The following is a 25,573-nucleotide window of genomic DNA, read 5'->3' on the forward strand; positions in this document are numbered from 1 at the left end:
CTTTAGCAGTTCGCCCCGATGCGCGTCGAGATAAATGTGATCACCGCCATAGCCTCGGTGTCTGAATTCCCGATCGAAGTGCGGTTATCAGTGCGCCATCTCGGCGGTGGGCGTCAGCGGATCGGTCCGCCGTGGAGTCTTTGACCACTGAGTGGCTCGCCTGTCCAGCACCGACCACGATTGTCGGCCGGAGAAGGAAATCGGGCGGGGTCATGATGTACCGGGCTCCGGGCCGATGCAGCGCGCCGAGGGTGGATCTCGTAGCCTCCTCAACGGCCGCCGATGAAGCCGGCTGTCCAAGTGGCCCCGGAGATGACCCCAGCGGCTCGGCCGCCGCGCCCCGCGACGGTTTGAACGACGGCCGAGTCCGGTGGAACCGGACGAGCGAGTCGGAGGAATATGTCCGAGATTCTGGAAGTGGTGGTCATTGGCGCCGGCATGTTCGGTGCGGCAGCAGCCAAACACCTCAGTCGCTCCGGTGCCCGAGCGCTGGTGATTGGGCCGGCCGAGCCAGAGGCCGGTGCCCCGGCGAGCCGGCATGCCTTCGGCGCATACTTCGACGAGGCACGCATCACCCGCCGGTTGGGTTGGGATCCAGTGTGGGGCACTACCGACTCGCGCTCGCTGGAGCGGTTCCGCGACATCGAGGCCGAGTCTGGCATCGGTTTCTTCCACGAATGCGGATCGCTGGTTCTCCTGGCCCGGTCCATTGCGCACCGCACCGATGCGATCGTCGCGCAGTGCGCGGTCGAGGGCATCGAGCTGGACCGCCTGTCGGAGCCCGCCCTGCGCGCCGCGTTGCCCGCGCTCGGCATCCTACCCATCTCCGGCGGCGTCGAAGGGCTGCTCGAACGCAAACAGGCCGGCTACCTGAACCCGAGGCGTTTGGTGCAGGCCCAACTGTCGCTCGCCCAGGCCGCTGGCGCACGCTTGCTACGCGCCGCCGTCACGATGGTCGGCAAGGACGCGGATGGAACCTGGCAGATCAGTATCCAGGACGGTGACACAACCTCGACGGTACACGCGCACCGGATCCTCATCGCCGCAGGCGCCTTCACCAACCACAACAACGTGCTTCCCGCCGGAACGCGTCTCGCCCTGCACGCCTTCAGCGAGCCGAACCTGCTGTTCGAGGTGAGTGACAGCCAGTTGGAGCAGCTGCGCCACGTTCCGCCGGTGGTGACGGTCGACCCGGACGACCTCGGTGACGCCAATCTGTCGCTCTACCTGGTGCCGCCGGTCCAGTATCCGGACGGCAAGTGGTACATGCGTATCGGCCCGGGCATGCAGCCCTACGTCGAAGAACTCCGCACCGTCAACGATATGGTGGACTGGTACGCCCGGCAGGAGCCTACGGCCCGCCAGACGGCGTCACTGACCAGAATGATGAACCTCTTGGTGCCGGCCCTCGAACCCGTGTCGGTGCGCTTCTCCGGGTGCATCATCGAGAAGACGCCCTCGCGCTACCCGTACATCGGCCATCTGAACGGTGACCCGACCATCACGGTGGCGGTGGGCGGCAACGGGCACGGCGCCCGCGGATCGGACGAAATCGGTAGACTGGCCGCGCGGGTGCTCTGCGGTGAAACGTGGGACAGTTCGATCCCGCAGGAGACATTCACCCCGCTGTTGCAGAAGGACGAGCACGTCGGAGAGCGACCCGGATTCCTGAAGCCACCGTTCGGTCTCTGCTGATGTCGCCTCTGGACAGCTCAAGGGGGGTTGCTCGACACGAGGTGAGCTCGCATCGCTTCGAGTGCCTGCTCAGTGCCAACGCACTTGAGGACGGCATCCGCTCCCAAACCATCCGTCAGGTCACGGACGGCCTCCACTACCGGGGCCCCGGGGTCGACAAGGGATGCCTCCGGTGACCCGGGAGCCCGCAATCGTCCTGCGGTGTCCAGCAATCGGTGCAGGTAATTGGCTGGACTCCGCGCGAAGCGGTGCATGGCGTCGCCATGACTGTCTACCCCAGCTCCGACACTGCAGCGGTCGGGCGACTCATCCGGAACCAAACCTCGCCGTGGCGGTGCGAGCGCAGATCCGCGCGTTGCAGGAGCACCGCGTTGCATCGCGCTGATCGGCGCTGGATGCTCTGGCGCTGCGCGCGGTTGTGGTGAACTTCAGAATTCGACGAGGGCGGTGAACCTCGTGCGCTCACTACCGAAGAACGCGAGCGGTACGGGTTGCCGTCAACGCCGGCCGACTGAAACTCACCAGGACCCCTGCGGTGGCGCTCAAGCTTGATGCCTGCACGTTCATTTCGGTCGGTCGATAACCGAGCCAGCTGGCTGGCAAGATTGGACCATACGCGGCCCGACTTCGATTCATGCTCACGCCCGGTAGTGGGCGCGCGAGGTTGAGCCAACCCTGAACGTGCCGTAATCTATGAGCATGTGCACCCGTAATGGAGCACAGATGATACGTACAAGAGTTCGAATCTCGGACACATTATTTCCCCACGAAGCGTGATTTCTCTTCGCGTTTCGAGCGATCCCCGTCCCGTTGGACGGGGATTTTTGCTGTGCGGGTCAGGACGCTCGTCGGGGCGGTGAGCGGGAAGACCGCCGTGTCGGTCTCGATGGTCCAGGCGTCGTGGTCGCACACGATGATCATGTTGTTGAGCCGCAGGTAGCCCGCGACGCTGTCGGGATCCTGGTCGCGCATTGCGGGGTGGTGCCGACAGAGGTAGCTGTCGTGTCGAATCCTGTCCAGGAGATGGTCCTCCCGGATGTAGAGGGTTTTCTGTCGTCTCGACGAGGTGGGTCGGGTGCAGGTGTTGCCGTGCGGGCATCGGTTCGGAATTCCGACGGATCCGGCTTGTTGACGATCCGCCCCGCATCACAGTGTTGTTGGCGTGCCACGACCGCATCCGCACCGGCCGCGCGGCAGGTCTATTCGAACGGAGGTGATCCCGACCATCTCCACAGGGTGTCAGGGCAGTGTGATCGGGAGCGGCACGTCCTGGTGACCCCGCGCACAGGCGCAGTTGGACGGCTCGGGCAGCGCCGGAACCGCCTGGTAGAGCACCTCGCGTAGTCGCTCGACGTTCACGGCGAAGATGCGGAGTACCTCTGCGTGGCTGACTGCGTCGGCCGCGTCGACTCCGGCGTCGAGGTCGGTGACCAGGGCGATGGGGGTGTAGCACAGCTCCAGTTCACGGGCGAGGGTCGCTTCTGGGTGCCCGGTCATGTTGATCAGCTGCCAGCCCTGGCGGGCGTACCACTGGGACTCCGCCCGCGTGGAGAAGCGCGGTCCTTCCACGACCACCATCGTGGCGCCCACGACGGGTTCGACCCCGATCTCGCGGGCGGCGGCGACGACGGTCGCGCGCCCGTTCGGGCAGTACGGGTCGGCGAACGACGTGTGGACCGCACCGTCGTCGAAGTAGGTGCAGGCTCGTCCGCTGGTCCGGTCGACCATCTGGTCGGGGAGGACGAGCGTACCGGGGGCCAGTGCCGTGGTGAGTGATCCGACGGCGCAGGGTGCGAGTATCTGGCGTACCCCGAGCGCGCGCAGTGCCCAGAGGTTGGCCCGATAGTTGATGCGGTGCGGGGGGAACCGGTGGTCGGCGCCGTGCCGCGGCAGGAACGCCACCGTCCGGCCATCGACCTGGCCGACGGTGACCGGGTCGGAGGGGCGGCCGTACGGGGTGGAGACTTCGACCGCGGTGCCACCGGCCACCAGTTGATAGAGGCCACTGCCACCGATCACTCCCACGTCGGCCCGGGGCGGTTCCGCGTACCTGGTCAATGCTCGTGCCTTCCTGGAGACAGCGCCGGGACATCACCCGTTCAACGTGTCGATCCGGCGATCCGTCGCCAGCGGATCTGCCGTATCAAGTACCAAACGCCGCTGACCAGGAACAGCGTGGCGGTGATGGCCAGCCATCGGGCCAGGTACGGATGCTGGTTCTGACCGGTGGCGGCGAGATAGGTTTCCCGGCCCTGCCGAAGGATGCCGGGGAGATACACCAGGAACAGCAGCCCGGTGGCGAGTGCCGGCACCCGGATGTGGTTCAGCGTCGAGGGCCCCGACGCCGCCCGCCCGGCGCGGCCCGGCATCGGGTGGTGTGCGGCGGGCCCATCCGTCCCCCGCTTGCCGGAGCGCCCGAGCGCGCCGCGGAGCAACCGGTCGGCCGACGCGTAGATCGGAAAGAGGACGAGGTCGTGGGCGATGGCCGCCCCGACGAACCAGAGCAGCATCCGGCCAGCCGTGGCCTCGTCGGCGATGCGGAGCGCGACCCAACCGGCGAGGGTGAAACAGGCGATCATGGCGACCAGGTGCTGTGGGGACGATCCGTAGGCCGCTCGGAGTCGGGGGAGAGGCCTACCCATCGGCGCCGGTCCGGAAGGTGATCTCGGTGACCCATTTCGTGCAGTGCACGCCGGGCAGGGCGGGGACGATCACCCGGGCGGGGAAGCCGTGGTCGGCCGAGAGGTCGACACCGTTGACCCGCAGCGCGAGCAGCGAGTCGGCGTCGAGGACCTGGTTGGCCTGGAGGATCGCGTGGTTGAACAACCCGGCCTTCTCCAGTGATCGCACCTGCGCCGACGCCGGATCGTCCACACCGGCCAGGGCGGCGAGGTCACGCAGTCGTACGCCTGACCAGGTTTGTCGCGTCGACCACCCCTCCACGCAGGCGATCGGCAGGCGGGCGGTGTGCTGGCCCATGGCGAGCAGGCGGGGGCGGTCGAGGGTGACGAGGCGATCGCCGCTCCGCACGGTCAACCGCCATCGTTGCCCGGTCTCGTCCGGTTGGATGCCTGCCGCGACGGCGGTGCGGTTGATGGGGAAGCCGTTCGGTCCGGTGCCGGGCTGACGTCCGCGGGGCAGCAGCAGCGCGGTGCGGCGCCAGCGCCCGTCCAGGCTCTGCCCGATCGTGAGGGCGCCGAGCAGCAGGGACAGGCTACCGACCAGGGCGATCGCGCCGCGTCGGCTCATCGTCGGCGCGCCGGGTGCGGTTGCCACCAGGTCGTCCGGATCGGGTGGCTCGGGTCCGGTAACGGCCAGCGGGGTACGCAGCTCGGCCCGCAGCGGCTCGCTCTGCCCGGGTGGGTTGCGGTCCCGCAGGGCCGGCCGGGATCGGAGTACGCTGACCATCCGGGGCAGCTTCAGCGTCACGTGTGCCACGAACGCCGCGATGAAGACCCAGGCTCCGAAGTAGTGCGCGGTGTAGAAGTCGAAGCCGAACAGGTACGCGTACTGGATGTTGAGCAGGCCGGTCGCGATCTCGAACAGGATGCCGCCGACCAGCAGCAGCAGGGACAGCCGCTCGAGCACCTGGGCCAGGGAGCGGGCCGGTGGCCAGCTGAAGAGCTTCGGAATCACCGACCACAGCTTCGCCAGCACCACGGGGATCAGGATGATGCCGAGCGTCACGTGCAGCCCCTGGGTGACCCGGAACAGCCAGGACGGCCGAGTCGGCCAGTCGAACGGCGGCAGCCGTAACCAGCCCACCTCGCTGGGCAGGGCCTGATCGAACTGCGGACCGTAGGCGGCGTAGTCGAGCAGCCCGGTGATGATCACCAGCGGCAGCCCGACGAGGAGCACAACACCGTAAACGGCAGTGAGCCACGGACCGCGCAGCGGGCTGCGCCAGCGATCCCCGGCCAGGCCGGGGACTGGTGGAGGGTGCCGTTCAAGGGCACGCCACCACCGCTGCGGGAAACCCGTCGGTCGGTCCGTCACACCCATACCCCGGGACGCTAGACGCCACAGGTGCCCGATCTGGTGCATTCGGCGATACCGATCGCCTGGCAAGGCGGGTGAAGTGACCTCGCCGCGGCCGAGTGCGGTCTACGGTCACCGGGATGCGGGTACTGCTCACCGGCGCGGCCGGTTTCATCGGATCGCAGATCGCCGACCTGCTCGTCGCCGAGGGCCACGATCTGGTGGCGCTCGACGCGCTGCTGCCTCAGGCACATGGCGGGGAACTCCCCGAGTGGTCCCGCCGGCACGACCCGGTGGTCGGTGACGTGCGGGACGCCGCTCTGCTGGACCAGCTTCTGGCCGGCGTGGACGCGGTGTGTCACCAGGCGGCGATGGTGGGGCACGGGCTGAATCCGTCCGACGCACCCGACTACGTCCGCCACAACGACTACGCCACGGCGGTGCTGCTCGCCGCGATGCACCGGGCCGGTGTGACCCGGCTGGTGCTGGCCAGCTCGATGGTTGTCTACGGCGAAGGTCGGTACGTCTGCGCGACGCACGGCACCGTGCGGCCCGCCGCTCGCAGCGCCGCCGACCTGGCCGCCGGCCGGTACGAGCCAACCTGCCCAGACTGCACGGGCACCCTCTCGCCCGCTCTGGTGCCCGAGGACGCGCTACTCGAGCCGAGAAGCACGTACGCGGCCACCAAGCTCGCCCAGGAACACCTCGCCGCCGCGTGGGCGCGGCAGACCGGCGGGAGCGTCTGGGCACTGCGCTACCACAACGTCTACGGTCCCCGGATGCCCCGGGACACCCCGTACGCGGGTGTGGCCTCGCTTTTTCGGTCCGCGCTGGCGGCGGGTCAGCCGCCAACTGTGCTGGAGGACGGCCGGCAGCGCCGCGACTTCGTCCACGTCACCGACGTCGCCCGGGCCAACCTGCTGGCGTTGACCGCTTTGCCACCGCGGGGCCTCGTGCCGGTCAACATCTGCTCCGGTGAGCCGCACACCGTGGGTGAGCTGGCCGTGGCTCTCGCCGAGGCGATGGCCGGGCCGGCGCCGCTGATCGCCGGTGGCGGCCGGGCGGCCGACGTCCGACACGTGGTCGCCGACCCCCGGCGGGCGGCGGAGCTGCTCGGCTACACCGCCCGGGTCGGGTTCTCCGAGGGCGTAGCCGCCTTCGCCACCGATCCGCTCCGGGAACCGGCCGCCCTCACCGTCTGAGACCGTCGCCTTGCGGATCAGGAGACCGTCCACAGCAGGTGGCTGACCGCGAGGGCGGTAACCACCTGCCCGGCCAGCCAGAACCGTTGGGCGGGCGGTGGCAGGTGGGCGGCGGCCACCAGCAGCCAGACCACGAACGGTAGCCAGATCCGTTCCACCTCCGCCTTGCTCAGCCCGGACAGGTCAGCCGCGCCGACCGCCAACACGGCGGCCAGTGGCAGCAGCACCGTGGGCCCGGCTTCCCGCAGGGCGATCATCCCGGCTCGGTCCGGCCCGCGCCATCGCATCGCAACGGTCCACGCAGGAGCGGCCGACGCGAGCGCGGTCCGGCGCAGCGCGGTCCCGAGCACCGGGCCCACACAGAGCAGAAGCGCCGCGATGTTCGCCCACACCCAGTAGCCGTACGGGCGATCCGCCGCCCAGCCCTGGTGGTACCGCTGCACCACCAGGTGGTAGCCGTCCAGCCACCAGAAGCCGGCCAGCGTGAACGTGGCCACCACCGTGCCGGCCCCGGCCAGTGCCGCGAGCAGTACCGGCCACCGGTCCCGAGGCCGCAGCGCCACCACTGCCAGGGCCAGGACGCCGACAAGTACGAAGCCGTACGACAGGTAGAGGGCGAAGCCGAGCAGCAGGCCCCCGACCGCGGCGGCGACCAGAGCACGCACCGCCAGCAGGGCCAGCCCCGCCGCCACCACCCCGGTGAAGATGCCATCGGCCGAGACTCCCACCCAGATCGCGCCGGGCAGCAGCACCAGGAACGGCAGCACGTCACGGGCTGCCTGCCCCGCACCGAGTGCCCGCAGCGTCACCGGCACCGACACGGTCACCGTCGCTCCCACCAGCACGCATGCCAGGGCGGCGGCGGTGGGACCGCCGAGGCCGATCCGGTCCAACCCGACGAAGACCAGCAGAGCCCCCGGTGGATGGCCGGCGGTGTGGGTGGACCACGAGTCCGGCTGGAAGTCGAGAATCCGTGCGCTGAAGCCGGCCAGCATGGCCGTGACGTCGGTGACCCGGGGCACCTCGTGCAGGTATTCAGCCTGCGGGGTGAGTCGTCGGGTGAAACCGGCCGACCAGCCGTCCACCAGCGCCAACGACATCGTCCACGCGACCGCCGCAAGGTAGCCCGCGACCAGCAGCCGACCCCATCCGGCGGTCCGCGCCCACCGGACGCCCCGGCCGAGCACCCCGGCGGCGACCAGTAGCGCGGCCGGAGTGCCCCAGCCCAGGTGCGGACGCCAGCTGGCGTACAGCGGCGCGGCGTCGGCGTGCAGACCGACACCGCGCGCGTTGAGCAGCAGCCCCACCGCCACCGCGGCGGCGACCAACGCCACCTCGACGCCGAGCACCACCAGGTCGGCGTCGACGCGCCGGGCGGGCAGTTCCGGTCCCCGCCGCAGCGGCGCGAGCACTTTCATGACGACCGGACGGTACGGCCATCGCCGGCCCGGTGCCGCGGGAACGGGCAGGACATCACCGTTCGGTGAGGGAGTGACGCTGGCGAGGATGCTGATGGTCCGATTTCGCCTATCTCGGACGGCTTGGCGTCCTAGCGTTTCCGGTATGCCATCACCGATCGACGTGGTACTGCCGTGCCTCGACGAAGCCGCGGCACTACCCGGCGTCCTGACCGCCCTGCCACCCGGCTACCGGGCGATCGTGGTGGACAACGGCTCCCGGGACGGATCAGCGGAGGTCGCGGCCCGGCACGGCGCCCGGGTCGTCCACGAAGCGCGCCGGGGCTACGGCGCGGCCGTACACAGCGGGCTGGAGGCGGCCGAGACCGCACTTGTTTGTGTGCTCGACGCCGACGGCTCCTTCGATCCCACCGAACTCCCGGCTCTTGTCGCGCCGGTGGCCAGCGGGTCGGCCGATCTGGTGGTCGGTCGTCGTCGGCCCGTCGCCGCCGGCGTCTGGCCGTGGCATGCCCGAGCCGGCACCGCGCTTGTCGCGGCGCTGCTGCGGCACCGGGGCATACCGCTGCGCGACCTCAGCCCGATTCGGGTGGCCCGCCGCGACGCGCTGCTCGGCCTCGGAGTCACCGACCGCGCCTTCGGATACCCGTTGGAACTACTCATCCGCGCCGCCGCCGCGGGCTGGCGGATCCGGGAACTCGACGTGCGGTACTCGCACCGCGCCGCCGGCACCCGGTCGAAGGTCTCCGGCTCGGTACGCGGCACGCTCCGCGCGACCCGCGATTTCGCCGGGGTCCTGCGTACGGTGGAGCGATCGCGGTGACCGTCCTGCTGGTAATGGCGAAGGCACCCGTGCCCGGGGCGGTGAAGACCCGTCTCTGCCCACCGGCCAGCCACCGCCAGGCGGCCCGGATCGCCGCCGCAGCACTGCTGGACAGCCTGGACACCGTACGCGCCACACCCGGCGTCACACCCGTCCTCGCCCTTCACGGTCAACTGGCCGATGGCGAGGAAGCCACCGAGCTGACCGCAGCCATCGCCGGCTGGCAGATCCTGCCGCAGCGAGGCACCGACCTCGGCAACCGTCTCGCCAACGCCCACGCCGACGTGGCTGACGCCTACCCCGGTCGACCGGTGCTCCAGATCGGCATGGACACGCCACAGCTGACGCCGGCGCACCTCGACGAGGCCGTCCACCGTCTCACCCTGGGCGACGCGGTGCTCGGCCCCGCCATCGACGGCGGGTGGTGGGCCCTGGGTCTGCACAACCCCCGGCACGCCGCCGTACTGACGGCCGTGCCGATGTCCACCGCACTGACCGGACACCACACCATCGCGGCCCTGCGCGAGCGGGGCTTGCGCGTCGATTCCCTACCCCTCCTTCGCGACGTCGACGAGTGGCCCGACGCGCTGGCGGTGGCCGCGTCGACTTCCCGTGATGCATCAGCATGGTCGATCGACGTGATTGCCAACGGTCGTCCTGGGCGGGCCGCGGCAGTCATGCCCGGGCAGTCCGGGGGCGAGGACGCGGCCCATCCGGCGCGGCACGCTACCTGCAGCCGCTTCGCGCGCCAGGTCGCGGCGGTCCAGCGCAGCCTGACACCCGGGTTCCCAGGATGAGCCGTCGCCTACGGGCCAGACCGACCGAGGCATTCGGCAGCGCATTACGGCACCGCACCGACGACCACTGGCTGGTACACGGCGACAACGGCTGGCGCAGCCGCCTACCGGTACGCCGGTGGCACGGTCCAGCCGAACCGGCGGTGGCCGCACTCGTCGCCCGGTGCACCGGCCCGACCCTCGACCTGGGCTGCGGTCCAGGCCGGCTCACACTGGCACTCACCCGGGCCGGACTGACAGCGGTCGGAGTCGACATCTCCGCGCACGCGGTCCGCCTGACCCGAGCCCGAGGCGCGATTGCCCTCCAGAGAGACGTCTTCGCCCCACTGCCCGCAGAAGGGCGCTGGGCGCATGTGCTCCTGATAGACGGAAACATCGGCATCGGCGGTGACCCCGTCACCCTCCTCGGCCGGTGCCATGACCTGCTGCGCCCCGGCGGCACCGTGCTCGTCGAACTCGAACCACCGGGTCCCGGATTGTGGCGGGGTCAGGCCCAATTGGCCATCCAGGCCGCCTGCGGTGGTTCGCGCCTCGGGCCACCGTTTCGGTGGGCCCGGCTCGACACCATGGCGGTCACCGGGGTGGCTGCTGCCGCCGGGTTCACTGTCCGCGAGGTGTTCCGCCGCGATCGTCGCTGGTTCGGCGAGTTGGACACGGACAGCTCCGGCGTGGTCAACCCGACGAAGTAGGGTCGGTGCCAGCGAACATCTGCTCGGGGGTCCGTTGGTCGGGTGTGAAAGGCAGGCCCAGTCGTGGCGGGCAGGCCTGCAGACCGGGCGGGAAGGGTGTGACCTAGCAGCCTCGGCCAGCGATCACTGTGGCCCGCGGAGCACCATGCCCACCCGGCCTGGCTACTGCCGTAGGAGCAGGGCGAGATCGAGGACCACGTGCCCGTTGAACACGCCTGTCGTCTGAGCCGCGCCGGTGAGCAGGTCGACCCGATAGAGCCGGGAGCTGGCGATGCCGTTGAGTACGGCGTAGGCGTTGTTGGCCACGGCGCGGTCTCCACTCAGCTGGCTGTGGATGTCGAAGCCTGCGTGGAGGGTCGCGTTGACCCCCAGTGCGCCGGTGGCGGCCAGTTGCCCGGAGTTGGCGGGGGATTGCAGGGCAACCTGGTCGAGGGTGGTGTCGATGTCGAACAGGGTGGTAGCGGTGGCGGGGTTGAGGTCGTTGTTGGTGTACGCCGCACCGGTGACACCGGCGGCGGCGGTGCTGGGCGGGTAGGTGAGAGAGCCGTCGACAAGTGTCGTGCCGCCGGGGTTGATGTTGTGGCGCAGGTTCTGGCCGGTGTCGCTGATGATCCGGAGTCGGTCGGCGGCGGGGTTGAAGTCGACGCCGAACGACGTGCCGTTCAGTGCGACGGTCAGTTGGCTGACCTGTGTGGCCGCCGCGGTGCGCGTGTTCAGCGCGTAGACGCCGCCGGTGTTGCCGACGCCGTAGAGCTGGCCGTCCTGGACGCGAAAGTCGATGCCGATGAGCGCTTCGCTGCCGGGCAGGTCGACCGGGCCGATGGTGCAGGCCAGGGCGGGGCGGTTGGCGGCGAACTTGATCAGCTGCTGGCCGTCGGTGAGACCGATGGCGACGAGCCCGTTGCGGCCTCCGGCGTTGAGCAGGTCCCACAGCAGGGTGCAGGTCCCAGTGCCCAACGAGGGCAGGCCGTGCGCCGGGAGGCTCGTGGCTGTGCTGTGGCTTGGTCGGGCGGCGGTGACTGGCGTCGCGGTGATCCCGATGCTGGCGACCATCATCGTGGCGGCTACGAGCAGTCCTCGGCGAAGCGTACGGTGCATGAGAGGCACTTCCTTGATCAGATGCACCGACGGACTCCTCGGCGGAATCCGACGCCGTTGCCGGCGACAGTGCAGGGAAGAATTCCCTGCTCAGAGCCTATGTAGAGGCGATCCGCAGCATCTGTCGGGATTCGGCCTTTCCTTCAACTTTCGCACCTTCTGCACGATGCAATCCACCTGAGGCAGTCACCGTGCTGGAACATCTGAGCGCGCCCATCGACCATCAGAGCCGGCGGGTGCTGACTGCGGGAAGGCTGGAGTCGCCTGCGGCAGTGCCAGCCCCGCGGACCTAGCCGAGGTCCGGCGGTGCGGGAGGGAGCGAGGCGATGTTGCTGTAGAAGCGGTGGATGTCGCTGACGACGCGCTCGAAGGTAGGAAGGTCGAGGGGCTTGGTGACGTACGCGTTGGCGTGTGCGGAGTAGCTGGCCAGAACATCCGCGTCGATGCCGGAGGTCGTGAACACCACGATGGGAATCGCCTTCAGATGGTCGTCGGACTTCACCGCCGACAGGACCTCGCGACCGTTCATCCGGGGCATGTTCAAGTCGAGGATGACCAGATCGGGGCGTGGCGCGTTTGTGTGGGCGCCGGTGCGGTTCAGGAATGCCATGGCTTCCTCGCCGTCGTCGACCTGGTGCAGCTCGGTGGGCAGACCGCCCGCCGCGACAGCGTTTTCGATCAGTGCGACGTCGGCCAGGTCGTCCTCGACCAGCAGGATGCGCAGTGCGGAGAACCGGGTGCCGGTGGCGTCGGCGGCAGTGTTCACGTGCACGAGCCTACGACCGTAGGCGGCCAGCCACGATGATTGATCAATCGTTCTCGTGACTGGCCGTGTCGACCATGGGCCCTGTGGAGTCCGGGTGCTGTCGGTAGCAGCGAAGCCGGCCCAGGCGACTGGCCTCATGACGGGCTGCGTGTCTCCTGCCGCGAGCGTGCGGCTGAGTTTCGCAGTAGGTCGGGCGATCAGTAGGCGACGTCGGCCAGGTGCGCGCGTAGCTTGACGAGTGCGCGGGCCAGCAGGCGCGAGACGTGCATCTGCGAGACGCCGATCTGGTCGGCGATCTCGCTCTGGGTCTGGTTGCCGTAGAAGCGCAGGGTAAGGATCTTCTGCTCGCGCTCGTCGAGTGTGGCCAGCGCGGGGCCGAGGGCCACTCGCAGCTCGGCGTGGGCGAACTCGGCGTCTTCGCCGCCCAGCATCTCGCCCAGTTCGGTGCCGCGTTCGCCGTCGCCCACAGGGGTGGACAGCGACACGGCGTTGTACGCGCGTGCGCCTTCGAGGCCTTCGAGGACTTCTTCCTCGGTGAGCTTGAGGTGCGCGGCGATGTCGGCGACGGTCGGCGAACGGCCCAGCGTTTGCAGCAGGGCGCTGTTGGCGTCGGAGATCGCCAGGCGCATCTCTTGCAGGCGGCGTGGCACGCGGATGTCCCAGGTGCGGTCCCGGAAGTGGCGCTTGAGTTCCCCGACGATGGTGGGGATCGCGTAGCCGGCGAAGTCCACCCCACGTGACGGGTCGAACTTGTCGACTGCCTTGATCAGGCCCATCGCCGCGGTCTGCGTCAGGTCTCCGGTGGGTTCGCCGCGCCCGGTGTAGCGACGGGCGAGGTGATTGGCCAGCGGCAGCCACGCCTCGATCGCGCGGTCCCGCAGCGCGGCCCGTGACGGGTGACCGGCGGGCATCGCCGCCATCGCGAGGAGCAACGTCGTGGCGGTCGAGTCGGTCGAGGCCTCGTCGGTGCGGGTGCTCGTCGGCGCGGGCCGGTCAGTGGTGATGGTCATGCTGGTTCCTCCGCATCGCACCGGCCGCGCTCCGCCTGTCCGGCGCCAACCGTCTGAGCAGAGGCTAGACGAAAGGGCACCAGAAACCTAGCCGAAAGGTTGAGGTGGCACAGCTCAGTCGCTCGGTCTACTCCCGAGTCGGGTCACGTAAGCCGCCGCCGATATCGAGCTGTCCCCTCCGCTGCCGACATCAGCGGCGGCGGTCAGCAAGCGCAGACGAAAGCCAGGCAGAGGACTGCTGCCTTCGAGCTTGTCCGCCGCCGCTCATCCCGACGGCGGTTCCGCTGCGTGAGCCGCTGGTGCGGGTCGGGCAACTCCCGACGACACCGGTGACGGACCGCTCACCGGCAGAGCCGATCGGCCGCTTCCACCAGCGGCGGCGGTGTGGTCACAATGACCCAATGCCGGAAGCTGATCATGCCGACGTGGCTTGGGTGCCGCACGTGCCGCTGCGTGAGGCGAAGGCCAGCTTTTCGGAACTCGTTGCCCGAGCAGACCTTCTGGGTGAAGTCACGGTGCTGACCAAGCACGGCCGGCCGGCGGCAGTGATCGCTCCCACTCACGTCGGCGGCCATCAGGCGTTGTTGGCCGAGCTGTGGGCCCTGCTGGATCGGCTCAGCCCGCCAGGGGAGGACCCGCACGTCGATGATGCCCGCTCACGACAGCGGCGCGAGCGTCCGTTGTCCGCACCGTTGGTCAGTCCCGTCGCCGCGGTGAATCAGGCAGGCCGGTGACCCAGTCGACGCAGGACCGTCCCCGTGTCCTCGATCCGGCCCGTCATACCGCGCTCGGAGGTGGATGGTTGTTCCGGCGACGAGGGTGACGAGACCGTTGCCCACTGGAGAGGGCGACGGGACTTATCAGATCTTGGTCGGCTGCACGCGGCGCGGAGAGATCACCTGCTTCGTGACCGACTTCCTCTTACACGACGCATAGGCCCCGCGGGACCCCCGTCGTCATCAGCGTAGATCGTCGTCATCTGACAGATGTCTCGACGCGGCGCGGCACCAAGACTGCAGGTAGTTCCATCGATGCGTGCTCGCACGTGCGATTACGCCTGCCGGAGGTCTGCCATGCCGACGACACACTCAGCATCCGCCGCACCGGGTCCGGCGAAGAAGCCGGTTCTCCGGTGGCCACGGCGCTCCCGACAGCCGAGGCCAGCGATCGCCCTGCTCGTCCTGACCCTGGTCGCGACGACCGCGACAGCTGTCGCCGGTCCGGCCACGCCCGCCTTCGCCAACGACCACTACAGCACCATCGAATCCGCCGCCGAGGCCAACCGGGACTGGATGTCACGGGTGTCGGACGACGCCAGCCTGGCCGACCTGTCCATTCCCGGCACCCACGACACCCTCGCGCTCTGCGGCCAGTCGGCGGGCAACGGCGACTGCGAATTCATCTCGACGAGCCTCACCCAGACACAGGAACGCCATGGGTACAGCGCGGAGACCCTGGCCACCCAACTGGACGCCGGCATCCGGTCGATCGACATCAGGGTCCGGGTGGACAGAGGCGACGCCGGACTGACGTTCACCGTCCACCACGGTGTCTACTACCAGTGGGCCAACTTCACCGACGTGCTCACGAAGATCGAGACGTTCCTGCGGGCGAACCCGACCGAGACGGTGCTGCTGAACCTCAAGGCCGAGTGCCTGGGCAGCGATGGAAGTTGCGCCGACGCGGAGGGCTACGACAGCACCGAGTGGCGCCGGAAGGTCTTCGACTCGTACCTCACCGGCCGCTACCACACCGGCAACGGTGACGAGACGAGGCAGGGCAGAGCCTGGGGAAGCCTGTTCTGGAGCAACTCCGTCAACGGTGTCGAGCAGACGACCACGCCGTCCCTCGGCGCCGTACGCGGGAAGATCGTCCTGCTCGGGTTCCGCGGACCGGCCGGCGGCATCTACGGCGGCTACGGCATCGGGCAGCTCTACCCCGCCGGCGGCTCCTACGAGGGCTACGTGCAGGACAACTTCACCGTCACCCAGGTCAGCGACATCGACGACAAGTGGGAGAGTGTTCGGACGCACCTGCGCAAGACCAACGGGGTGTGGGACGCCAACCGTGGCGAGCAGACCCGACACGACCACGAGCCGGGCTCGCTCTACATGAACTTCACCAGCGGCACGGGCGGCCTGGCCCATCCGTACACGGTCGCCGGTGGCACCCCGACGGCGACCGGGGTCAACGAGTTCCTCATCCAGTGCCTGCGGGCCAGCAACGACAGGTGCCCGGAGTTCTACCCGAACCGCGCGGGCAACTTCGGTGGACGCCAGACCATGGACCGGCTCGGCATCGTGATGATGGACTTCCCGGGCGGAAAGCTGATCGACGAGATCGTCGCCCGCAATCCCGCCGGCCGGGCCGGCGGCAGTCGCAACGGCGGGGCCGGCGACCCGATGGAGCAGCATGCCGGCGGTGACAACGGAGGCACCCGACCGGTGGTGCCGACCGACCATGCGCAGTGCCGCCCGGACGGCATGATCCCGACCGCCGGTACCACCACCCCCTACTGCCGGGTCTACCAGGGCGACGGCCGGGAGTGGCTCGGCCAGGGCCGGAGCCGCCGAGTGATCGGCTACTTCAACGGCAGCCGTACCGGGGCCGACGGCAAGCCCTCCTACCTGGTCAAGAACATGCCGTGGTCAAAACTGACCCACATCAACTACGCCTTCGCCCGGGTCGAGAACAACCGGATCTCGGTCGGCGCGGATGGCCCGAACAACCCGGCAACCGGCATGACCTGGAACGTTCCCGGCACCGAGATGGACCAGAGCCTGCCGTACCGGGGGCACTTCAACCTGTTGACCACCTACAAGCGTCAGCACCCCCGGGTGAAGACGCTGATCTCGGTGGGCGGCTGGGCGGAGAGCCGCGGCTTCTACGGCATGACCACCAACGCCGACGGTACGACCAACCAGGCCGGAATCAACACCTTCTCCGACTCGGTCGTCGACTTCCTCGGCCGGTACGGCTTCGACGGCGTCGACATCGACTTCGAGTACCCGACCGTGCTGGACGACACCGGCAACCCGAACGACTGGAGCGACGCGCGGTCCCGCCGCAAGGGACTGCCGACCTCGTACACGGCCCTGATGAAGACGCTGCGGGAGAAGCTGGACCGGGCATCCGCCACCAACGGTCGCTACTACCTGCTCACCTCCGCCACGTCGGCCTCCGGCTACCTCGTGCGGGGCATGGAGAACCAGAAGGCGCTGCGCTACCAGGACTACACCAACCTCATGGCGTACGACTACCACGGCTCCTGGAACGAGGTGGTCGGTCCGAACGCCGCCCTGCACGACGACGGCAAGGACCCGGAGCTGAGTGACCTGTACTCCACGCCGGAATATCAGAAGATCGGCTACTTCAACACCGACTGGGCCTTCCACCACCTGCGCGGTGCGATGCAGGCCGGGCGGATCAACATCGGCATCCCGTACTACACCCGGGGTTGGCGCAACGTCACCGGTGGCAGCAACGGAATGTGGGGCAGATCCGTCGGCAGCGACTGTCAGCCGGGTACCGGCCTGGTTCGTCCGTGCGGCGGCGGCGCGGTCGGCATCGACAACATCTGGCACGACCGCGACGCCAACGGTGGGGAGGTCGGCGCGGGGGTCAACCCGATGTGGCACGCCAAGAACCTGGAACGCGACCTCACCCCCCGCTACGCGAAGTCGGTCGGCCTCACGCCGGACAGCGACCCGAGCGACAGGCGCACCGGCACGTACGACCGGCACTGGGACGCGACCACCCGCACCGCCTGGTTGTGGAACCCGGAAAAGAAGACCTATCTCTCCATCCAGGACACCGAGGGCCTGGACCACGTCGTGGACTACGTCAACCGCAAGGGCGCGGGTGGCGTCATGATGTGGGAACTCTCCGGTGACTACGAGTGCCCGGCCGAGGCGACCACCGACAACCCCTGCGTGATGGGCTACACCCTGACCAACCGGTTGCACGAGCGGCTCCAGGGCGCCGCCGCGTACGGCGACAGCCGCGGCGCCGGCAGTTCGGTGCAGCGTCCGGCACTGGCCCTCGACGTGACAGTCGACCTGATCCGCTACCCGACCGACACGGCGAGTCTATGGCCGCTGACCCCGACCGTCCGGATCAGCAACAACACCGGGGTGACCATCGGTGGCGGCAGGGACAACGTCATCTCCTTCGACCTGCCGACTTCGACACCCCCGCTGATCAAGGACGGCAACTGGCAGGCCGGCGCCCAGGGCGGCCGGTGGAAGGTGCAGGCCGGGCACACCGGCCCGAATGTCGGCACCGGGCTCTCCGGCGCCTTCCACCGGGTCAGCCTCACCCTGGACTACTGCCAGATCATCCCGGCCGGGCAGAGCCTGGACGTGCCGATCATCTACTACATCCCGGCGACCGGGCCGGTGAACACCACCCTCAAGCTGGGCGGTACCACGTTCGCCTCGGTGCCGGAGCAGAACCGGGGTGCCGCGAAGGTGATCCCGGCGACCGGCGGATGCTCGGCGCCGGCCTGGGACGCCAGCAAGGTCTACAACCCGGCGACCCAGTCGGTGGAGAACATCAGCGTCAAGTACGCCGGAAAGGTCTGGCAGGCCAAGTGGTGGACCCAGGGCAACGTGCCCGGCACCGGGGCCAACTCGGACCTGGAACCCTGGCGGCTCATCGGTCCGGCCAGCTAGCGGCAGTGTGAGTGCCACCCGTCCGGGTCCGGCGAGGCCCTGGACGGGTGGCACCGTCCGGTAACGCCCGTCAGCGGTCCACGACGCCGCCCAGGCCCTCGCGCAGCGCCGCGCCCGCGATCTCCACCCGGCTGCGCATGCCGAGTTTCGCGAGGATCCGCGAGATGTGCGTCTGGGTCGTCCGGCGGGTGAGAAACAGGTTCTGCGCGATGTCCGACGTCGAACGGCCCGCCGCGACAAGCATCGCGACCTTCCGTTCGGTTGGCGTCAGCGCGGCCCAGCCATGCCCGGAGCGGTTGGCCCGGGTACCCCGTACACCCCGCCGTACCCCGCGACTGCGCAGCCTGGCCTCGGCCCGGCGGATGTCCCAGGTAGCGCCGAACCCGCCGTACAGGTCGCTCGCCTCGTGCAGGGCGACCCGCGCCTGCGCGGTGTCGCCCCGCTCGGCCAGGACGACAGCGAGATCCTCCAGCGTCCCGGCGAGCTCCACCGGCACCCCGCTCGCCCGGTAGTGCGCCACGGCGGAACGAATAGTCGCCGGGTCGCCGCTGCGCAGGCCGCGACACCGATCAGCGGACGCGGCGGCTCGCGCCGGCACCTGCTCCGCCGCCGCCTCCGCCAGGCAGGCGTGTACCCCGGCCTCCGCCGCTGACCGGTCGTCGACCGCGAGAGCGAGTCGGACGAACCGGGGCAGCCACTGGTGGGTCAGGGTCATCTCCCCTGGCCGCCGGTCGAGAAGAGCGCCCAAATGATCCAACGCCATCCGCAGATCGCCGTCCTGCTCGGCGGCGAGGGACCGCGCCACGAGCAGGAAGTCGAGGTTTTCCCGATCGGCGACGGTCACGACCGGGCGGTCGAATCCCGCGCGAAGATGGGCGGCGGCCCTGACCCGCTCGCCCCGATGGCCGGCGATGAGCGCGGACACACCGTGCCAGAGCCGCCCCGGGCCGCCGTCGCGCAGCCCACGGTATGTCGACGTCGAGGTGTCCTGCGCGACCGCGTCGAGTTCGGCCAGGGCGTCGTCCCACCGCCCCAGCCAGAACAGCAACACGGCGGCGGTCACCCCGGCGGTCGTGTCGTCCATGCGGTTGGCCGCGCGCAGAAAGTCCCGGGCTTCACGCAGCGCCGCCTCCGCGTCCGTCCACCGGCTCAGGTTCTGGAGCGAGAAGATCCGTCCGTGGAGGGCGAACGCCCTCAGGTCGACGTGGTCGGCGACGAAGCCCAGCGCCTCGATCGCCCCCTCCGCGCTGCGCAGGGCGAGCCGGTGCTGCCGTCGCACGGAGTGGCTGGCCCAGAGACCCGTCAGCGCGTACGCCGTCGCGAAAGCGTCTCCGGCCACGGCTGCCATGCGCAGCGCGTCCCGAGCGGTGGCATCCGCCGCCGCCAGGTCCCCGGAGCCCGCCCGCTGGAACATCGCCAGCGAGGCGAGCAGTCGGGCCCGCCAGGCGTCGGGTAGGTCAGCTCGGGCGAGGGCCCGGTGCAGGTGGGCCACCGCCGCGGTGTTGTGCCCGCCACTGAACAGCGCGCGGGCGAGCATCCAGTGCAGCTGCCCGCGGTCGTCCGGGTCGACGACCAACCCCAGGGTCTGCCGCACCCGTTGGGCGGCTTCCTCGTGCTCGCCTCCGTCGATGAGGACCCGCGCCAGGTTCATGCAGAGCCCCACCCGTACGTCCTCGTCACCTGGATCGTGGTCCACTTCGCGACGGAGCAGCTCGGCCGCGAGGTGCGGCGCCCAACCGGCCAGCACCGGTCCGGCCTCGGCCAGCCACCGCCGCGCCCAGCGGTCCCCGACAACACCGGAGGCGAGGAGATGCTGAGCCACACGCTGCGGTTCGACGCTGGTGGACTCCAAGGCCCGTGCCACGTCCAGGTGCAGTGCGGCGCGCAACGCGGCCGGCACCCCGTCGTACAGGGCCTGCCGGAGCAACGGATGCCGGAACCGCATCCGAGGGCCGGCCTCGACCAGGATGCCTGCCGTCACCGCCTCCTGGAGGTCGGCGGAGAAGTCGATCGCCGGACGGCCGAGCAGCGCGGCGAGTTCGGTGACCGCGAATTCGCCGCCGAGCAGCGCGGCCGTCCGCATCAGCTCGACGGTGCCGGCCGGGACGGAACTCAGCCTGCCTTCGAGGGCCGCGGCCAGCGACCTCGGGACCACGCCGACAACCGAGTCGCGCACCTCGGCCTGCGCGCCGATGTCCAGCAGGTCTTCGCGAACCAGTGACTCGACCAGTTCCCGCAGGAAGAGTGGATTGCCGACCGCCTGAGCGGCGAGCCGGACGAGTCCGCCCCCCGGTGGCACGCCCACAAGTGCGGCGAGCAGATCACGGACCGACTCCGGGGCGAGGGGACCGAGCGGGACGCGGACCACGTCCCGCCGGACAGCGATGTCGCGCAACCGCCGCGCGGTCGACCGGTGAGTGCCGGGACGGTAGGAGAGGACCAGCAGTAACGGCAGGTACGCGGCGACCGAGGCCAGCCGGCGGCACACATCGATGGACGCGTCATCGGCCCACTGCACGTCGTCGACGAGGAGCATCATCGGGCCGGCGGTGCACAATTCGTCGACCAGAGCGACGACCATGTCCACGGCCGCCGCGGCGTGACCGGCGTCGGCCAGATCGAGGACGGATCGTCTGTCGGTCAGGAACTCCGCGATCCGCGCCCGGTGGGGATCGGTCGAGCGCGGCCTGATTTCCAGGCAGTCGAGTAGCACGCCCAGGAGTGGCGGATGAGCCAGCTGGTCGGCGACACCCTCGGACACCTGGCAGCCCAGCTCTCTGCCAACGTGGGCAGCGGCCGCCACCAGGGACGACTTGCCGATCCCCGGCTCGCCCTCGATCCAGACCACGCCGCCGGTGCCGACACGCAGCCGTTGCACGGCGTCCCACAGCTCCGCGAGTTCGGGCACACGCCCGATCAGAAACCCTGGAGATGTACGGAAGTCAGCATCGTGCCTCAGATCCATCGGCTGCCCCACGCGGTCAGCCCGGTCATCGACGGCCAGCCACGTCGGCGGCGAATGCGGCAACCCAGGTCAGTGCGGAGTTCCAGTTGATGGTGATCTCGTTGACCGACCAGGCTTCGAGATTGTCGACGTAGCAGAGCTGTGGGGCGCACCCGTGTAACCAACTCGCCGAGAGCGGGTCCTGGAGGCTGGAGTTGGGCCCACCGGCAACCGATCCCACCGGCGGGTTCGGCAACCGGGCGTCGAACGATTTCGCGTACCACCGGCTGTGCTGGTTCTTCGCGTCGTTGCTGCCGTAGCCGGTGATGTAGGACTGCCCGAGGGCGTTTCGGCCCAGCAGGTAGTCGAGCCCCTCGAAGACGGCGTCGGCGTACCTGTCGTTGCCGGTGAGGTCGTGGGCGGTGGCCAGGACGACCTGGTTGTTCAGCATGGACGCGTTCGAGCCCCAGTCGTAGCGTCCCGTGGTGGGGGTGTAGGTCTGCCCGAAGCGCTCGGCCTTCTGGAACGAGATCAACCGGTCCGCGGCGGCGACCACCCATCCCTTGATCTGCTCACGGTCGCTCAACTCGGTGCCGAACCGCGCCAGATCGAGGTGGGCCAGCGCGGCCACCGAACCCCAGTAGAAACCGTTCTGGCTGAAGGCCGTACCGGCGGTGTGGAACCGGCTGGCCCGGACAGCGCTGAGGTAGGTGGCGTCCTTTGTGGTCAGGTACAGCTCGGCCGCGGCCCAGTAGAACTCGTCGGAGACGTCCCCGTCGTTGTAGGGCCCCCCGCCGCTGCGGTCCTCGTACGGCGCGAAGACCGCCGGGTTGGCCCGGGCCGCGGCGTACGCGCGTTCGGCCGCCGCGCGCAGCCGGCCGGCGTAGCCGGCGTCGTACGGCTGGTAGATCCTCGCTGCCTGAGCCGCCACGGCGGCCAGGTTCAGGGTGGCCGCTGTCGACGGGCGGTGCAGTTCCCGGGGTTTCCGGTCCTGGTGCGGCAGCATCGGCGGCCCGGTCCAGGTCTCGTCGTGAACCTTGTGGTGGACCATACCGGCCAGGGGGAGACCGTCGGGCACCTGCATCTTCAGCATGAAGTCGAGGTTCCAGCGGGCCTCGTCGAGGATGTCCGGGACACCGTTGCCACGTTCCGGCACGGCGAGGGTGCCGTCGCCGAGCGCCGCCGGCCGGTTGCGCTCCCAGGCCGACAGGAGTTGGTACGTGGCGATGCCACCGTTGACGACGTACTTGCCGTGGTCGCCGGCGTCGTACCAGCCGCCGGTGACGTCCAGTCGGTAGGAGCAGGTCCAGTTGTTCAGGAACGCTTTCGGCTGCTGGCAGGGCACCTGGGTGTCGCCACCGCCTGGTGACTCCGCGACGTGCCCGGCCGGGCGGGCGTACGCCGCCCCGGCGATGCCCCCGTCGATCGCGATGCCACTGCGGTTGGTGTAGAAGAAGCGGGTCGCGTCGGTGCGCAGCCGGTCGTACAGGTCCGCGCGGATGTCGAACGGGTGACTGGGCTTGTCGACCCAGCCGTCGTACACCAACTCGAATCGGCCGGTGGTCGTGACGTGGCTGAAGTCGATGACGTGGGTGATGGCGCTGGCCGACGCGTCGAAGCCGGTCGGGGTGGTCCGACCCGTCGCCACCGTCGCGCCGCCGCCCGCCCGGCGCAGCGTCCACGGCACCGCGTGGGACGCGCCGTACAGCAACGTCGCCCGTTTGGGCCCGTTGGGCAGGTAGCCGTGCTGGTTCACCTTGAGGTCCGGCCCGGCGTCGGCCCGGTACGCGTACTCGGCGCCGGTGAGCGTCACGTCGTCCATGCAGAACTCGTACGGCGTCGTGGACTTACCGAGCCGGAACTGGAGCTGGGCCAACCGGTACGGCTCCGGGTAGGTCGTGGTGATGCTGTACTCGTACTCCTTCCAGGCGGTGCCGGTGGTGAAGCCCTTGTTCAGGTACGTGACATTGGTCGGGTTGTCGAAGGGCGCGAGGTAGATCAGCGGGTTCGCCGCCGTGTTCGTCCGGGCGCGGAACCGCAGCGTGTACGTGGCGCCGCCGGGCAGGTAGATGCTGTTGTGGCCGACCAGGACGTCCCACGGGTTGGTGGACGCGGGCGCGGTCACGCAGAAGGTCCCGCCGTCCAGTTTCGGCGTCATTCCGGCGTTCACCCACCACGGCTTGTCCGTGCCGGTGAACGTGCTGTTCTGCAACAGCCGGCCGTCGAGCTGCGGTCGCGGTGGCCCACCGTCGTACGCCGGCAGCGTTCCCGCCGGCAGGTCCTGCCCGCCGCCCTGGCCGGGCTGTCCCGGGCCGGGATCCGCGCTGCCGTACCGGGGCAGCAGCCAACCGTCGAGACCACCCGAGACGGCGCTGACCAGGACGAAGTCGCCGATCAGGTCGGCGTCGAGGTCGGCGAACAGGCCGGTGGTGCCGGCGAACGGGCCATCGTCACGGATCGGGCCCAGCGACCGCCAGCCGGTCGTCGCGCTCCACGGAGCGCCGGTGTTCTCCCAGGCCAGCACCTTGCCGCTGGGGTAGTCGACGCGCAGCACGTCGGCCCGGCGGTCACCTGTGACATCCGAGAACGACGTCTGGTAATAGCCGTCGGCGGGGGTCGCGAAGCCGCTGACCGAGTGCCAGTCGCCCGGCACCGGCATCCGGCCCGGGGACCGGTTCTCCCAGAGGCTGGCGTTGCTCAGCCGATCCGAGTTGATCAGGTCGTCGTCTCCGTCGCCGTCGATGTCGACGAAGCGCGGGTTCTCGTAGAGCAGGTTGTTGGCGACGGTGGTGGGTGACCCCCATCGTTTCTGCGCGCCGTCGGACTCGTTGCGGGACATCCAGATGACCCGGGTCCCGCTGGGCGACTCGTCAGCGGTCAGCAACCGGAGGTAGTCGTCCCGGTCGTCGCCGTCGAGGTCGCCGAAGTGCACCGTCCCGGGCGTACCCCGGTCCGGCGGGCTGATGTCACCGAGGGCGGTCCAGGTGGATCGGGCGCCGTCGTTGCGCCACGCCGGTATCCGACCGTCGGGCTGAACGATGACGTGATCGGCGTCGCCGTCGCCGTCGAGGTCGGGGAAGTGGGTCTCCGAGCCGGCCGGGGTGGCGTCCCGGAACTCACCGATCGGGTCCCAGCGCGGGCCGATGCCGTTGCGGGGCTCCGGCCGCCACTGGTAGAAGTCCTGCCCGACCACCAGCCGCGCTCCGAGAGCGTTGGCGGAGGGTTGCAGGGAGCCGCCGAGCCCAGGCGTGAAGATCTGCCCGTCCTTGAACTGCCACCGGGACACCTCTGCCTGCTCCGAGCAGAGGGTGCTGCCGGTGCTCCGGGAGTTCGCGTCCCAGGACAGACACCGCTCGGTCGCCGGGTCGACCTGCGGCCAGGCGAGCTGGTACTGGCCTCCCGCCGTGCTGAAGCGCACCTGTAGGGCCTCGTCGAGGCTGCCGCGCGGCGTCCTGACGTGTGGTCCGATGTCGTCGCCGTCGTTCGTCTTCAACGCGATCACCGCGTGCTCTAGGTGGCGGGCGAAGAAGCGGTACGTGTCGCCGGGGACCGGGGCGTAGCAGTCCCGCTCGGCGGTCGTCCGGGGCGCGAGACCACCGCCGGAGCCGCAGCCGGCGTTCACGACATAACGGACGTACCTGTGGTCGGAGTTCCCGCCGCGAACCTCGGCGTTGATGGTGTTGTTGTTCCCGTTGCTGGCATAGGCGAAGTCCAGCTCTTCGCCGCCCTCGTGGGTGGGCTGGCCCGCCGCGACGATGTGGCTCTGCAACGCGGCAGGCATCCGTGCCGGGTCCTGGTTGAAGTCGGCGAGCACCATCCATTCGCCGGTGGGGCGGCCAGCCATGAACTGCCGCGCCGTCTCGATGATGTCGGCGGCGTCGTTGGCGCGGTTCGCACCGTTGGACAGCGCGTGGGCGGTGAAATACCAGTCGGTGCCGATCTGGACGCCCATCATCGGCCGCGAGTTGAACCGCGAATGCACCGGCAGGATCACGCCGTCGCTCACCGTCTCCCGGGTGACGATGGCCAGGCCGTTTCGTCGTTGACCGGGGTCGGCCCAGTAGATCTGCACTAAGTCCGGGCGGTCGTTCGTGCCGATGTTGTACAGATGCTCGGTGACGCCGGCCTCGGTGAACTGACGATCGGTCCACACCGCCCCGGGGGGAGGTTCGCTGCCCGCCTCCTGGAGCGCGGCGACCTGCACCCCTTCCTGGTGGAACATCTGCTGCACAGCGGCCACCCACCGGGACTCCGGACGCCCTCCGCCCCCTTGATGCTGGCCCTGCATGTTCCAGGACCCCGCGATCAGGTCCCGCGCTACCGCTACCGCCGGTGTCGGCGGTTCCAGGGCATACAGAACCGTCGACACCGTCGTCATTGCGATGATCGCGGCCAGCCGCCTGCGCACCACGCCCACGTCAAATCCTCCAGACCGACCTCGTCGCCCGCCACCGAGACCAGGGAGACGATGCGGCAGCGGAGA

At 69.6% G+C, this 25,573-nt stretch carries 17 protein-coding genes; 7 read left to right on the forward strand and 10 right to left on the reverse strand.

Annotation, left to right across the window (positions count from 1 at the left end; translation table 11 throughout):
• Positions 1-399: 399 nt before the first annotated feature.
• Complete coding sequence (locus IW248_RS03760; RefSeq protein WP_196925658.1) at positions 400-1,695, forward strand: NAD(P)/FAD-dependent oxidoreductase; 1,296 nt, start codon at positions 400-402, stop codon at positions 1,693-1,695.
• 756 nt (positions 1,696-2,451) lie between these two features.
• Here IW248_RS03760 and IW248_RS03765 read toward each other — a convergent pair.
• From IW248_RS03765 to IW248_RS03780, 4 genes are all read right to left on the reverse strand, one after another.
• Entirely contained in the window at positions 2,452-2,667 is a 216-nt protein-coding gene (locus IW248_RS03765; RefSeq protein ID WP_196925659.1) for a hypothetical protein, read from the reverse strand.
• 267 nt (positions 2,668-2,934) lie between these two features.
• Positions 2,935-3,753, reverse strand: a complete 819-nt coding sequence (locus IW248_RS03770; protein WP_231396165.1) for an S-methyl-5'-thioadenosine phosphorylase — start codon at positions 3,751-3,753, stop codon at positions 2,935-2,937.
• A gap of 41 nt (positions 3,754-3,794) precedes the next feature.
• Positions 3,795-4,337 carry a hypothetical protein gene (locus IW248_RS03775; protein ID WP_196925660.1) on the reverse strand — a complete coding sequence of 181 codons (543 nt, stop codon included), beginning with the start codon at positions 4,335-4,337 and terminating at the stop codon, positions 3,795-3,797.
• Entirely contained in the window at positions 4,330-5,697 is a 1,368-nt protein-coding gene (locus IW248_RS03780) for a molybdopterin-dependent oxidoreductase (protein WP_196925661.1), read from the reverse strand. The genes IW248_RS03775 and IW248_RS03780 overlap by 8 nt, the downstream gene beginning before the upstream one ends.
• A 116-nt stretch (positions 5,698-5,813) precedes the next feature.
• Here IW248_RS03780 and IW248_RS03785 point away from each other — a divergent pair, with 116 nt between their 5' ends.
• Positions 5,814-6,875 (forward strand): NAD-dependent epimerase/dehydratase family protein, encoded by a 1,062-nt coding sequence (locus IW248_RS03785; RefSeq protein ID WP_196925662.1) that lies wholly within the window; start codon positions 5,814-5,816, stop codon positions 6,873-6,875.
• 17 nt (positions 6,876-6,892) lie between these two features.
• On the opposite strand, the gene IW248_RS03790 is transcribed toward IW248_RS03785, so the two are convergent.
• Entirely contained in the window at positions 6,893-8,293 is a 1,401-nt protein-coding gene (locus tag IW248_RS03790; RefSeq protein WP_196925663.1) for a hypothetical protein, read from the reverse strand.
• Between the two features lie 145 nt (positions 8,294-8,438).
• Here IW248_RS03790 and IW248_RS03795 point away from each other — a divergent pair, with 145 nt between their 5' ends.
• The 3 genes from IW248_RS03795 to IW248_RS03805 are packed head-to-tail and all read left to right on the forward strand — an operon-like array spanning position 8,439 to position 10,599.
• Positions 8,439-9,113: a glycosyltransferase family 2 protein gene (locus tag IW248_RS03795; protein ID WP_196925664.1), complete on the forward strand. Its 675-nt coding sequence runs from the start codon at positions 8,439-8,441 to the stop codon at positions 9,111-9,113.
• Positions 9,110-9,910 carry a TIGR04282 family arsenosugar biosynthesis glycosyltransferase gene (locus tag IW248_RS03800; RefSeq protein ID WP_196925665.1) on the forward strand — a complete coding sequence of 267 codons (801 nt, stop codon included), beginning with the start codon at positions 9,110-9,112 and terminating at the stop codon, positions 9,908-9,910. Before IW248_RS03795 ends, IW248_RS03800 begins: the two co-directional genes overlap by 4 nt.
• Positions 9,907-10,599 carry a class I SAM-dependent methyltransferase gene (locus tag IW248_RS03805; protein ID WP_196925666.1) on the forward strand — a complete coding sequence of 231 codons (693 nt, stop codon included), beginning with the start codon at positions 9,907-9,909 and terminating at the stop codon, positions 10,597-10,599. The genes IW248_RS03800 and IW248_RS03805 overlap by 4 nt, the downstream gene beginning before the upstream one ends.
• Before the next feature lie 162 nt (positions 10,600-10,761).
• Here the strand turns inward: IW248_RS03805 and IW248_RS03810 are convergent, their stop codons facing one another.
• The 3 genes from IW248_RS03810 to IW248_RS03820 form a co-directional block, all read right to left on the reverse strand.
• The gene (locus IW248_RS03810) at positions 10,762-11,697 is read right to left on the reverse strand and encodes a DUF4394 domain-containing protein (protein WP_196925667.1); all 936 of its coding nucleotides are present in this window, start codon (positions 11,695-11,697) and stop codon (positions 10,762-10,764) included.
• A gap of 289 nt (positions 11,698-11,986) precedes the next feature.
• A complete protein-coding gene (locus IW248_RS03815; RefSeq protein WP_307787700.1) occupies positions 11,987-12,463 on the reverse strand; it encodes a response regulator in 477 nt (158 codons plus the stop codon).
• 197 nt (positions 12,464-12,660) lie between these two features.
• A complete protein-coding gene (locus IW248_RS03820; RefSeq protein WP_196925669.1) occupies positions 12,661-13,473 on the reverse strand; it encodes a SigB/SigF/SigG family RNA polymerase sigma factor in 813 nt (270 codons plus the stop codon).
• A gap of 401 nt (positions 13,474-13,874) precedes the next feature.
• Between IW248_RS03820 and IW248_RS03825 the strand changes: the two genes are divergently transcribed.
• Positions 13,875-14,207: a type II toxin-antitoxin system Phd/YefM family antitoxin gene (locus tag IW248_RS03825; protein ID WP_196925670.1), complete on the forward strand. Its 333-nt coding sequence runs from the start codon at positions 13,875-13,877 to the stop codon at positions 14,205-14,207.
• A 339-nt stretch (positions 14,208-14,546) separates the two neighbouring features.
• Complete coding sequence (locus IW248_RS03830; protein WP_196925671.1) at positions 14,547-18,146, forward strand: phosphatidylinositol-specific phospholipase C domain-containing protein; 3,600 nt, start codon at positions 14,547-14,549, stop codon at positions 18,144-18,146.
• Positions 18,147-18,216: 70 nt separating this feature from the next.
• On the opposite strand, the gene IW248_RS03835 is transcribed toward IW248_RS03830, so the two are convergent.
• Both IW248_RS03835 and IW248_RS03840 read right to left on the reverse strand, forming a co-directional pair.
• Complete coding sequence (locus IW248_RS03835; RefSeq protein WP_196925672.1) at positions 18,217-21,054, reverse strand: ATP-binding protein; 2,838 nt, start codon at positions 21,052-21,054, stop codon at positions 18,217-18,219.
• Between the two features lie 82 nt (positions 21,055-21,136).
• Positions 21,137-25,330 (reverse strand): glycoside hydrolase family 9 protein, encoded by a 4,194-nt coding sequence (locus tag IW248_RS03840; RefSeq protein WP_196925673.1) that lies wholly within the window; start codon positions 25,328-25,330, stop codon positions 21,137-21,139.
• Between the last annotated feature and the right edge of the window lie 243 nt (positions 25,331-25,573).

Source organism: Micromonospora ureilytica (assembly GCF_015751765.1).
In the GTDB taxonomy this organism is placed as follows: domain Bacteria; phylum Actinomycetota; class Actinomycetes; order Mycobacteriales; family Micromonosporaceae; genus Micromonospora; species Micromonospora ureilytica.